This is a genomic window from Roseomonas sp. TS2, assembly GCF_058833935.1.
The window spans coordinates 1-11,344 of record NZ_JCACVY010000146.1 but is presented as its reverse complement, the minus strand read 5'-3'; the positions used below and the strand labels follow the sequence as shown (position 1 = coordinate 11,344).

Here is an 11,344-nt window from a genome sequence, read left to right as displayed (position 1 = left end):
GGCGCCCACGCGCCCGCGCCGCAGCGCCGCCAGCCCCAGCGCGCCCGCCAGCGGCGCCCCCAGCAGCCCCGCCAGCGCCAGCAGGATCAGCGAGGGCGAGAAGCCGAGCAGCGCCGGCGGCGGCCAGCCCGGCGCCACCACCCACAGGAACAGCGCGCCGAACAGCAGCGAGGCGTAGAGCGCCGCATCGGCCAGCAGCAGCAGCGCCATGCCCCACCAGCCGGGCTGCGAGGCCACGCCGGGATGCGGCAGGGCGCTCTCGCCATGGCCGATCGGCACCGGCGCCGGGTCCTCGCGCAGGCCCATCGACCACAGCCAGGCCAGGGCGCAGCCCAGCACCAGCGGCACGCCCACCCCCACCAGCCAGTACTGCTTCAGCAGCACGGCGAGGAAGCACAGCGCGGTGGCGAGGCTGGTCCAGAGCGGCACGAGGCTGGGCTGCGGCAGCAGGATGAGCTGGTCCGGGCGGCCGCTGACGGCCTCGACGCCCAGCGTCTCCATCCAGCCATGCCGCGGCGTGGCGAGGTAGTGCTGCCCGGCGGCCTGCTCGCGGCCCAGATCGGGGCGGTCCGCCAGCGGGTCGCGGCTCTCCACGGGGCCGAGGCTGGCGGCGTTGTAGCTCGGCGGCGGCAGGGGGAGGGACCATTCCAGGCTCTCCGCCCCCCAGGGATTGCGCGGCGCGTGCTGGCCGAAGCGGCGCTGCATCAGCATGTCCACCGCGAACAGCGCGAAGCCGATCGCCGTCAGGAAGCCGCCCACCGAGGAGAGCAGGTTCAGCCAGTCCCAGCCGATGCCGGCGGGGTAGGTATAGACGCGGCGCGGCATGCCGAGCAGGCCGGTCAGGTGCATCAGCAGGAAGGTGAGGTTGAAGCCCACGAAGATCAGCCAGAAGGCGGCGCGGCCGAGGTGGTAGATCGGCATCCGCCCCGTGACCAGCGGCATCCAGTAGTAGGCGCCGGCCATCAGCGGGAAGACGAAGCCGCCCACCAGCACGTAGTGCAGGTGCGCCACGACGAAGTAGCTGTCATGCACCTGCCAGTCGAACGGCACCACGGCCACCATGACGCCGGTGAGGCCGCCATTGACGAAGATGAAGAAGAAGCCGAGCAAATAGAGCATCGGCAGGTCGAGCCGCGGGCGGCCCTTCAGCAGCGTGGCGAGCCAGGCGAAGATCTGCACCGCCGTCGGGATCGCCACCGCCATGCTGGCGGCCGAGAAGAAGCCCACCGCCATGTGCGGGATGCCGACGGCGAACATGTGGTGCACCCACAGCCCGAAGCTGAGGAAGCCCATGGCGATGAGCGCCAGCACGATGGCGTTGTAGCCCACCAGCCGGTGCCGCGCGAACACGGGCAGCACGGTGGAGATGACCCCCGCCGCCGGCAGGAAGATGATGTAGACCTCCGGGTGGCCGAACAGCCAGAACAGGTGCTGCCACAGCAGCGGGTCGCCGCCGCGCGCCGGGTCGAAGAAGGGCAGGCCGAAGGCGCGCTCGATCTCGAGCAGGATGCTGCCCAGGATCAGCGGCGGGAAGCCCACCAGCATCATCACGGCGGTGACGAGGAAGTACCAGGCGATGATCGGCATCCGCCGCAGCGCCATGCCGGCGCCGCGCAGCTTCAGGATGGTGGCGGTGAACTCCACCGCCGCGCTGATCGCCGAGATCTCGACGAAGGTGATGCCGAGCAGCCAGACATCGGCGTTGATGCCCGGCGAATAGGTGGAGGAGGAGAGCGGCGTGTACATGAACCAGCCGCCGTCCGGCGCGACGCCCGCCAGCATGGCGCCGATGATGAAGCCGCCGCCCAGCAGGTAGCACCAGTACCCGAAGGAGGAGAGGCGCGGGAAGGCGAGGTCGCGCGCGCCCAGCATCTTCGGCAGCAGATAGAGCGCCAGCCCCTCGAACATCGGGATGGCGAAGAGGAACATCATCACCGTGCCATGCATGGTGAAGACCTGGTTGTACTGCTCGGGCGGCATGAAGACATGCCCCGGCCGCGCCAGCTGCGCGCGGATCAGCATCGCCAGGATGCCGCCGATGGCGAAGAAGACGAAGGCGGTCATCATGAACCGCTTGCCGACGATGCTGTGGTTCACCGCCGCCAGCCGCCCGAGGCCGGGCTGCGTGCCCCAGATCGCCTCCAGCAGGCGGTGCCGGCGGATCGGCGTCGGCGGCGTCATGCTCATCGGGCGGTCTCCAGGTAGCCGGCGATGCGGGCAAGCGTCGCGTCGTCGAGCGCGGCGTGGGAGGGCTCCCGGCTGCCGGGCTTCAGCGTCTCGTGCCGGCGCAGCCAGAGCAGCACGCTCTCCTGGCCCTCGTTCCGCAGCGTTCCGCCGCCGATGCGCCCGCGTTGCGCGAGGCCGGCGAGGTTGGGCGCGGCGCTCTCCGCCCGGGCGTCGGTGCCGTGGCAGCTGGCGCAGTTGGCGGCGAAGTCGGCGGCGCCGGGATGCGCCGGGTCCGGCCGCGCCGTGGCCAGCGCCGCCAGCGCGGCCGCGTAGGCCTCGGGCGGGTGGGCGATGACGCGGAAATCCATCTGGGCATGCTGCAATCCGCAGAACTCGGCGCATTGCCCCTCGTAGATTCCGGGCGTGTCGGCGCGCAGGCGCAGCACGTTCTCATGGCCGGGGATGGCGTCCAGCTTGCCGGTCAGGCGCGGCACCCAGAAGCTGTGGATGACGTCGGCCGCCGTGATGTGCACATCCACCGCGCGCCCGGCCGGGATGTGCAGCTCGCCCGCGCTGTGCACCGGGTTGCCCGCCGCGTCCCACTGGGTGAAGGACCACCACCATTGCTGGCCGCGCGCCGCGACGCGCAGCGCGCCCTCCGGCCCCGGCTTCGGCAGCATGCCCTCGCCGGTGCGCAGCGCTATGACCAGCAGCACCGCCAGCGCCGTGACAGGGAAGGCCACGCCCCAGCCGGCGACGAAGCGGCCGACATGCAGCCCGCGCCCGCGCCGCTCCCGCCGCAGCGTGTAGAGCGCCACGGCGCAGACGCCGAGCAGGATGGCGGTGGCCACGAAGAACATCACCCACCACAGCGCCGCCACCGAGGCCGCTCCCGGCCCCGCCGGGTCCAGCGTGGAAAGCGGGCCGGAGCAGCCGGCCAGGAGGAGGGCCGCACCCGGCGCGGCGCGCCGAGAGAGAGCCGGCGCGGCGCGCCCAAGCAGAGAGGGCGCCGCCCGACGAAACCATTCCGGCGCCGCGCGCTGGAACTCCCGCCGCCCGCCATCGCTTACAGCAGCGACCCGACCACGGCTCACGCCATACCCCGCCAGAGGAGCGCGCACCGCATGGCCGACCCGATTCCCGAACTCACCAGCGAGGGCGTCAGCTCGAAGGTGGCCGTCGCCGGCCACCCGATCCACGCCATGCTGGTGGCCTTCCCCATCGCGCTGATCATGGCCACCCTCGGCTGCGACGTGTTCTACTGGTGGACCGCCGACCCCTTCTGGGTGCGGGCCGGGCTGTGGGCCAGCGGCTTCGCCTTCTGGCTCGGCCTGCTGGCCGGGCTCTCCGGCACGGCGGAGCTGCTGCTGGTGCGCGGCATCCGCCGCCACAGCGCGGGCTGGACGCATTTCGTCGCCGCCGTGATGCTGCTCTCCATCGCCGGCGCCAATTGGGGCCTGCGCCTGGCGGGGGCCGACATCACGCCGCTGCCCTGGGGGCTGTTCCTCTCGCTGCTGGCGGCCTTCTTCGTCGGGCTGGCGGGCTGGCATGGCGGCAAGCTGGTGTTCGAGCATCAGATCGGCCTCATGCTCTCGAGCGACGACTGAAACAGCTCCTGTCCCTTCCCGGGTTGCAGCAGCCAGTCCGGGAAGACATCGGGGCCGATCTCGGGCTTGCCCAGCACCAGCAGCAGCACGCCGAGGATGAGGAGGTTGGCGGCGACGGCCAGCGCCGCCGAGCGCCAGCGCGGATAGCAATGCTCCGGCTCGGCCAGCTCCGCCAGCACCAGGCCGTAGTACATGTGCAGCGCCACCATGGCGCCGACGACGAGGAGCTTCAGGAACAGCCACGGCACGAAGACCTGGTAGGCGAAGATCAGCCCGGTGCCGGTGGCGATGGCCAGCACGGCGGCTGGCGAGAGCACCACGCGGTAGCCCACCCAGGTGAAGCGCCACAGCAGCATCAGCGTCGGCTGGTCGGGCTGGCGGGCGCGCCCGGCGAAGAGGCCGGGCAGGAAGACCAGCCCGGCGCACCAGACGCAGAGGAAGGCGATATGGGCGGCCTTCAGCCAGGCGGCCTCGGGCGCCGGCATCAGGCTGCGCCCCGGCGCGGCTCGCGCAGCCCTTCCGCCGCGCGCAGCAGGGCGGCGCCGAGATAGACCAGGCTGGCCGGCACCCACATGATCAGGCCACCGAGCTGCTGGTCCTGCAGCGGCGAGAGGCCCCAAGGCTGCGTCGTCTCCAGGTGGGGCAGGTAGAGCGCGCCGGGAGCGAAGGTGATGAGCGCGCCGAGCAGGCCCATCTGTGCCATCATCGTCAGCAGCGCGGCCAGATAGGGCAGGGGTGTCTCGCGCCGCGCCAGGGCGGCGGCCCAGAACCACAGCCCGGTGCCGAGCAGGCTGGCCTGCATGGCCCAGTAGAGCGCATGCGAGGAGAGGGCGGCGGCGTAGAGCGGCGGCGCGTGCCACAGCCACAGCGCCAGGATATGCGCCGGCACCGCCAGGCCGAGGGAGAGGTTGCGGCGCGGAGAAGGCAGGGCCAGGGCCAGCAGCGGCGCCGCCACGGCCACCAGCAGCACGTGGTGCACCACCCGCGCCGAGAACAGCGCCGAACTGAGCGCGCAGAGCGGCGAGACGAAGGCCAGCACCAGCACCGCCCAGCCCGCCAGCGCCGCGTGCCGGGGGCGCCCCGGCGGGCGCAGCACGGCCCAGCCCAGCAGCAGCGCCAGGGCGCTCAGCAGGATGGGGTCAAGGTTCCAGCGGCTCCACAGCGCGTCCGGCACAGGCCCCGCGCCGCAATAGGGAATCGCGTTCCACACCGTCCTCGCCCCTTTCTGCCGGTCCCGAAGCGGTGAACACCCCCTGCCCGGCAGGGTTGCGCGGCCCTTGCACGCGGAATTGCTGTTGAAAATTCGTAACCTGCCCCGCCCTGGCCTGATATGTGCCATGCCCCTGGCCAGGAGCTTGCACGCAGGACAGGCATTGGCATTGAGGGTTCCGTTTCCGATATGTCAGGCACCTTGCCCTGTTCGGGGCCGCTTCGAGAGGATTTCACCGCGCATGCATGACGACACCCTGCCCCCCGCCAACCCGGCGGAAGCGGCCATCCTGGCGGCGGGCCTGAGGGTGGAGCAGCGCGAGATGCCGCAGCTCATCCGCCTTGTCGCCCGCCGCCTGCCGGCCGATGCCGAAGCGGTGCGTGAGGCGCTGTGCCAGGTGCGCCGCAAGGGCTGGGCCTCGGCGATGGTGGCCATGGCCAACCGCGCCGGCGAGGTCTGGGCCCGCCGCGCCGAGGCCGAGGCCGCCGCCGCCACGATCGACGAGCCGGAGCCCTCCGAGGACCGGCTGCGCGCGGCGCTGGACGCGGCCATCCGTACCCGGCTGCGCAACGCCGCGCCGCGCCCCGGCGCCGCGCTGGAGGCGGTGGAGGCCGAGCTGGTGGATGTCACCGGCACCGCCCTCTCGCCCGAGCGGCACGCCGCCCTGGCCCGCGCCGTGGCCGAGGCGCACGGGCTGGACGAGAGCGAGAGCGCCCGCTTCTCCCGCGCCGCCGCGCATGTCGAGGAGCGCCGCCGCCAGGAGCTGCGCGCCGCCGAGGCCAATGCGCGCGAGAAGCGCCGCGAGGAGGTGAAGCGCCTGCGCGAGTGGGAGCGCAGCCTCGTCGGCATCGAGGCGCTGCCCGGCCTGCTCGGCTGCACGGAGCGCGAGGCGCTGCGCTGGGTGGCCGCCGGGCTGCTGCCGGTGGCGCGCAAGCTGCGCCTGCCGAAATCCGGCGGCCGCGAGCGCTGGGAGTTCGACCCCGCCGAGCTGAAGCCGCTGCGCGCCGAGGTGGCCGGCTGGCGCGAGGCCGAGCGCGCCCAGAATGACAGCCGCCAGGGCGACCGCTCCGGCCGCGCGCCGCAGCGCGGCGGCACCGAGCAGGGGCTGGCGCGTGCCGCGGCCCTCGCTGGGCGTGGCGGCAAGGTGGCCAACGCCGCCGTGGCCCGCGCCGCGGCGCTCGACCGCTACGCCGCCCACTTCGCCACGGCGCGGGCGATGATCCGCCGCATCGTCATCGTCACCGGCCCGACCAACAGCGGCAAGAGCCACACGGCGCTCGACCGCCTGGCCCGGGCCGAGAGCGGGCTGGCCCTGGCGCCGCTGCGCCTGCTGGCGCACGAGTTCCGCGAGGCGCTGGCGGCGCGCGGCGTCGAGGCGGCGCTCTCCACCGGCGAGGAGCGCATCCTGGCCCCTGGCAGCAAGCATCTGGCCGCCACGGTGGAGATGTGCCCGTTCCACACGCCGGTGGATGTCGCCATCATCGACGAGGCGCAGCTGCTGCACGACCGCGACCGCGGCGCGGCCTGGACGGCGGCGCTGATGGGCGTGCCGGCGCGCGAGGTCTTCGTGCTCGGCGCGCCGGAATGCGTGCCGATGGTCAAGCGCATCGCCGAATTGTGCGGCGACGAGGTCGAGGAGATCTCGCTGCAGCGCAAGGGCCCGCTGCACGCCTCCACCACCCCCGTGCCGCTCGGCGGGCTGAAGGAGGGCGACGCGCTGGTGGCCTTCTCCCGCCGCGACGTGATGGGGCTGCGCGAGGAGCTGGTGAAGCGCGGCCGCAAGGTGGCGGTGGTCTATGGCGCGCTCTCCCCCGAGGTGCGCCGCGCCGAGGCCGCCCGCTTCCGCTCCGGCGAGGCCGATATCCTGGTGGCGACCGACGCCATCGGCATGGGGCTGAACCTGCCGATCCGCCGCGTCATCTTCTCCACGCTGAAGAAGTTCGACGGCGAGGAGCGCCGCGACCTGAACAGCCAGGAGATCAAGCAGATCGGCGGGCGCGCCGGGCGCTACGGCCACCATGAGGGCGGCGTCGTCGCCGTGCTGGCCGGCGCCGGCAACCCGGAGGCGATGCGCGCCCTGCTGGATGCGCCGCACGCGCCGCCCCCCGAGCTGCGCCCGCAGGTGCAGCCGGATGCCGACATCATCGCCGCCGTGGCCAAGGAGATCGGCACGGACAGCCTGTTCGGCGTGCTCGCCCGCATCCAGCGCGCCGTGCTGCGCAAGGACGACCCGAACTACCGCCTGGCCGAGCTGACCCAGCAGATGGCCATCGCCTCGGCCATCGACGGCGTGGCGAACCTCTCGCTGCTGGACCGCTGGACCTACGCCATGTGCCCGGTGGACGAGCGGGACAACGGCATCACCCGCCTGGCGCGCTGGGCGGTGGACCACGGCGCGGGGCGGCCGGTGATGCCGCCGCTCGCCGGCCGGCTGCCGTCGCCGGAGCGCGCCTCGGGCGAGGAACTCCAGCGGGCGGAGAAGGTGCACAAGCGCCTCGTCGCCTGGCGCTGGCTCTCGCTGCGCTTCGAGGGCGCCTACCCCGACCGCGCCGAGGCCGAGGCCGAGACGGCGCGGCTGGATGCCTGGATCGAGGACGTGCTGAAGCAGCAGCGGCGCGGGCGGGTGGAGAACGCGCCGGAGAAGGCGCGCGTCAGCAGCCGGAGGAAGGCAGCGTAAGGAAGACGTCCTTTTTTGAAAAAAAGGACCAAAAAACTTCTATCAGTTTGGCGCCGCGCTGACGTTGGGCGCGGCGCCAAACTGACAAAGTCTTTTTGCTTCTTTTTCTTCAGAAAAAGAAGGTTCTTCCTCAAGCCACACTGACGCGCCGCACCCGCCCATAAGGCCCGAAGGCCCAGGCCAGCGCGAGCAGCAGGCCGGCGACCACGGCCATCATGCCGGCGGCGTTCAGCCCGTGGCCCAGGCCCAGCAGCCAGGGCACCAGGATGGCGGCGCCATAGCCACCCGCCCCCATCAGCACCGCCGCCGCGGCCGAGAGCAGGAACTGGCGGCGGTAATCGTCGGTCAGCAGGCGGGCGATGGCGGCGGGCGCCACCAGGGCGGCGATCACCAGGATCGACCCCACCGCCCAGAAGGCCGCCACGCAGGCCACCGAGACCAGCACCAGCACCACCAGCGACAGGCCGCGCGGCGCGAAGCCGATGCTGGCGGCGAAGTCCGGGTCGAAGGCCGCCAGCCGCAGCTCCTTCCACAGCAGGGCGAGGCCGGCCAGCGTCAGCGCCAGCACGCCGGCCAGGGTGCGCGTCTCCTGCGGCATGTCGGCCAGCGCCACCGGGTCCCACAGCGAGGAAAGGCCGGTGGCGGCTGGCCAGATCAGCGCCTCCAGCTGGCCGTAGAGCACGCAGTCCACGTCGAGATCGACGGAGCGGGCGCCGCTCACCTCGATCAGCACCAGCCCCAGCGCGAACATGCCGGAGAACACCACGCCCATGGCGGCCCCCGCCTCCAGCCGCGCCAGACGGCGGATCAGGGAGATCAGCAGCGCGGCCAGCACGGCGGCGGCCATGGCGCCCAGCACCATCGGCAGGGTGGCGCGCGTGCCGGTGACGATGAAGCCCATCACCAGCCCCGGCAGCACGGAATGGCTGATGGCATCGCCCAGCAGGCTCTGTCGCGTCAGCAGCAGCAGATTGCCGAGCAGGCCACAGGCCAGGCAGGCCAGCACCGCCGCCGAGAGCGCCGCGAAATCGAGTTGCAGGAACAGCGTCATGCCGATCGTGCCTCCATCGCCGCTTCCTGGCGCAGCCGGCGCTGGCGCAGCGCGAAGGCCACCACCCCGCGCGCCGGCGCGAAGAGCAGCGCCAGCAGGAACAGCGCGCAGGCCACCAGGGCGATGGTGGCGCCGGTGGGCAGCGATGGCGCGGCGGCGGAAAGCCCCGCCCCCATCCAGGCCGCGAAGGCGCCGAGCAGCCCGGCCAGCGGCACCATCACCGAGAGGCGCTCGGTGCTCAGCCGGGCGGTGGCGGCGGGCACCACCATCAGCGCCACCACAAGGATCAGCCCCACCGCGCGCAGCCCGGCCACGGTGACGGCCAGCATCAGCCCGAGCAGGGCGAGGTCGAGCCAGCGCACCGGCAGCCCGGCCGCGGCGGCGAAATCGGCGTCGAAGCAGAGCACGGCGAGGGGGCGGAACAGCACCGCCACCGCCGCCAGCGCCGCCAGGGCCAGCCAGAAGATCAGCCAGGCATCGGCCGCGCTCATCCCCGCCGCCTGGCCGAGGATGAAGCTGGACAGCCCCGCCTGCCCGCCCACCGGCAGCGACTGCACCACCGAGAGCAGCGCCACGCCGATGCCGAAGCCAATGGAGATGACCAGCGCCATCGCCGCGTCGTCCCGCAGCCGGCCGCCGCGGGCCAGCGCGCCGGCGGCCAGCACGCCGAGCGCCGCCGTGGCCGCCGCGCCGCCCATCAGCAGCGGCAGGCTGCGCGGGTTCCAGCCCATGCCGGCGGCGAGGATGAAGGCGAGGCAGAGGCCCGGCAGGGTGGCGTGCGCGGCGGCGTCGGCGATCAGCGCGCGGCCGCGCAGCAGCACGAAGCAGCCCAGCGCCCCGGCCGCCAGCCCGAAGGCGGCGCAACCCAGCGCCACCACCCGCGCATTGTAGCCGCCGCTGAGCGTCAGCGCCTGGAACAGCGCCTCCATCATGGCACGGCCCGCAGCGGCCGGCCGGCCGGCGGGGCGGCGGCCGGGCGCAGCGCCGCCTCGTCCAGCAGGCTGAGCCGCCCGCCATAGGTGCGCGAGAGGTTCTCGGCCGTGAAGGTCGTCTCCATCGGCCCGGCGGCGACCACTCCGCCATTCAGCAGGCAGACATGCTGGAAGTATTGCGGCGCCGTGGCGAGGTCGTGATGCACCGCGATCACCGCGCGCCCCTCCCGCCCCAGCCGGTGCAGCACGTCGATGATGGCGCGCTCGGTGGCGGCGTCCACCCCGGCGAAGGGCTCGTCCATCAGGTAGAGATCGGCCTCCAGCGCCAGGGCGCGGGCGAGGAAGACGCGCTGCTGCTGCCCGCCCGAGAGCTGGCCGATCTGCCGCCCGGCGAAATCGGCCATGCCCACCTCGGCCAGGGCGGCGCGGGCGCGCTCCCGCTCGGCGCGCGGCAGCGGCAGGAACCAGCCGACGCGCGGGTAGCGGCCCATGGCCGCCACCTGCAGGGCGGTGGCGGGGAAGTCCCAGTCCACGCTGGCGCGCTGCGGCAGGTAGCCGATGCGCCGGCGCGCCTGCCGCAGCTCCTGGCCGAAGAAGCGCACCTCGCCGGCGAGGCGCGGCACCAGCCCCAGCGCCGCCTTCAGCAGCGTGGACTTGCCGGCGCCGTTCGGCCCGACGATGGCGGTGAGGCCGCTGGCAGGCGCGCGCCAGTTGACGCCGCGCAGCACCGGCGCCTCCCGGTAGGCCACGGAGAGGTTGCGCACCTCGAGGGCGGGCGGGGCGATGCTCACCGGGCCTCCGCCAGCCGGCCGGCGAAGCCGCGCGGCGGCGCCTCGCCGCCCAGCGCCCGCACCATGGTCGTCACGTTGTGGTCGATCATGCCGGGATAGGTGCCTTCATAGGTGCCGGGCGCGCCCATCGCGTCCGAGAACAGCGAGCCGCCGATGACGACGCGGTGGCCGCGCGCGGCCGCGCCCTCCACCAGCGCCCGCACGTTGCGGTCCGAGACGGAGCTCTCGACGAAGACGGCGGGGATGCCGCGCTCCACCAGCAGCGCCACCAGCTCCTCCATGCGGCGCAGACCGGCCTCGGATTCGGTGGAGAGGCCCTGGATGCCCATTACCTCCAGCCCGTAGCGGCGCGAGAAGTAGTTGAAGGCGTCATGTGCCGTGACCAGCACCCGCTGCCGCGCCGGGATGGAGGCGATGGCCTGCTCCGCCCAGGCATCGAGCGCCGCCAGCTCGGCCTGGAGGTCGGCGAGGTTGCGCGCGAACGCCGCAGCGTCCGCCGGCTCCAGCGTGGTGAGGTGCTGCGCGATGAGCGCCGCCGCGCGCGACCAGGCCTGCGGGTCCATCCACACATGCGGGTCGTGGTGCCCGGCCGCGCCCTCGGGGGAGAGCAGGAACTCCGGCGGCAGCGACTCGGCCACCGCCACCACCGGCTTGCCGGCGCGCGCCACGCGCTCGAAGGCGCCGGTCATCTGCCCTTCCAGCAGCAGCCCGTTGGTGAGCACCAGCTCGGCCTTCAGCAGCCGGGCGATGTCGCCGCGCGTCGGCTTGTAGAGATGCGGGTCCACCCCCTCGCCCATCAGCACGTCCAGCGCAATTCGTCCGCCGCCGATGCGGCGCGCCAGGTCGCCGATCATGGCGGTGGTGGCGAGCACCGGGGGCACCGCCGGCTGGGCGAGCGCCGCGCCGGGCA

The 11,344-nt window shown here is 73.4% G+C and carries 10 protein-coding genes; 2 read left to right on the top strand and 8 right to left on the bottom strand.

Annotated elements, in window-relative coordinates:
- Positions 1 to 2,187, bottom strand: a 2,187-nt coding sequence (gene ctaD, locus ACZJYS_RS18510; protein WP_493179872.1) for a cytochrome c oxidase subunit I, incomplete at its 3' end; no start/stop codon positions are given.
- Complete coding sequence (gene coxB / locus ACZJYS_RS18505) at positions 2,184 to 3,260, bottom strand: cytochrome c oxidase subunit II (RefSeq protein WP_493179871.1); 1,077 nt, start codon at positions 3,258 to 3,260, stop codon at positions 2,184 to 2,186. The genes ctaD and coxB, both read right to left, overlap by 4 nt.
- A gap of 30 nt (positions 3,261 to 3,290) precedes the next feature.
- Between coxB and ACZJYS_RS18500 the strand changes: the two genes are divergently transcribed.
- On the top strand, positions 3,291 to 3,773 hold the full coding sequence (locus ACZJYS_RS18500) for a DUF2231 domain-containing protein (RefSeq protein ID WP_109515549.1): 483 nt from the start codon (positions 3,291 to 3,293) through the stop codon (positions 3,771 to 3,773).
- Here ACZJYS_RS18500 and ACZJYS_RS18495 read toward each other — a convergent pair.
- Entirely contained in the window at positions 3,740 to 4,258 is a 519-nt protein-coding gene (locus ACZJYS_RS18495; protein ID WP_109515548.1) for a CopD family protein, read from the bottom strand. The two genes, ACZJYS_RS18500 and ACZJYS_RS18495, sit on opposite strands and share 34 nt — an antisense overlap.
- Positions 4,258 to 4,983 (bottom strand): cytochrome c oxidase assembly protein, encoded by a 726-nt coding sequence (locus ACZJYS_RS18490; protein ID WP_493179870.1) that lies wholly within the window; start codon positions 4,981 to 4,983, stop codon positions 4,258 to 4,260. The genes ACZJYS_RS18495 and ACZJYS_RS18490 overlap by 1 nt, the downstream gene beginning before the upstream one ends.
- Before the next feature lie 241 nt (positions 4,984 to 5,224).
- Here ACZJYS_RS18490 and ACZJYS_RS18485 point away from each other — a divergent pair, with 241 nt between their 5' ends.
- Positions 5,225 to 7,660 (top strand): helicase-related protein, encoded by a 2,436-nt coding sequence (locus tag ACZJYS_RS18485; RefSeq protein ID WP_493179869.1) that lies wholly within the window; start codon positions 5,225 to 5,227, stop codon positions 7,658 to 7,660.
- A gap of 130 nt (positions 7,661 to 7,790) precedes the next feature.
- Here the strand turns inward: ACZJYS_RS18485 and ACZJYS_RS18480 are convergent, their stop codons facing one another.
- From ACZJYS_RS18480 to ACZJYS_RS18465, 4 genes are all read right to left on the bottom strand, one after another.
- Positions 7,791 to 8,711, bottom strand: a complete 921-nt coding sequence (locus ACZJYS_RS18480; protein ID WP_109515545.1) for a metal ABC transporter permease — start codon at positions 8,709 to 8,711, stop codon at positions 7,791 to 7,793.
- Positions 8,708 to 9,643, bottom strand: coding sequence for a metal ABC transporter permease (locus tag ACZJYS_RS18475; RefSeq protein ID WP_245906089.1), 936 nt, complete (start codon positions 9,641 to 9,643; stop codon positions 8,708 to 8,710). The genes ACZJYS_RS18480 and ACZJYS_RS18475 overlap by 4 nt, the downstream gene beginning before the upstream one ends.
- Positions 9,640 to 10,434 (bottom strand): metal ABC transporter ATP-binding protein, encoded by a 795-nt coding sequence (locus ACZJYS_RS18470; protein WP_109515544.1) that lies wholly within the window; start codon positions 10,432 to 10,434, stop codon positions 9,640 to 9,642. Before ACZJYS_RS18470 ends, ACZJYS_RS18475 begins: the two co-directional genes overlap by 4 nt.
- Positions 10,431 to 11,344 (bottom strand): metal ABC transporter solute-binding protein, Zn/Mn family (locus ACZJYS_RS18465; protein ID WP_493179868.1); only part of this gene is annotated, 914 nt, incomplete at its 5' end. The genes ACZJYS_RS18470 and ACZJYS_RS18465, both read right to left, overlap by 4 nt.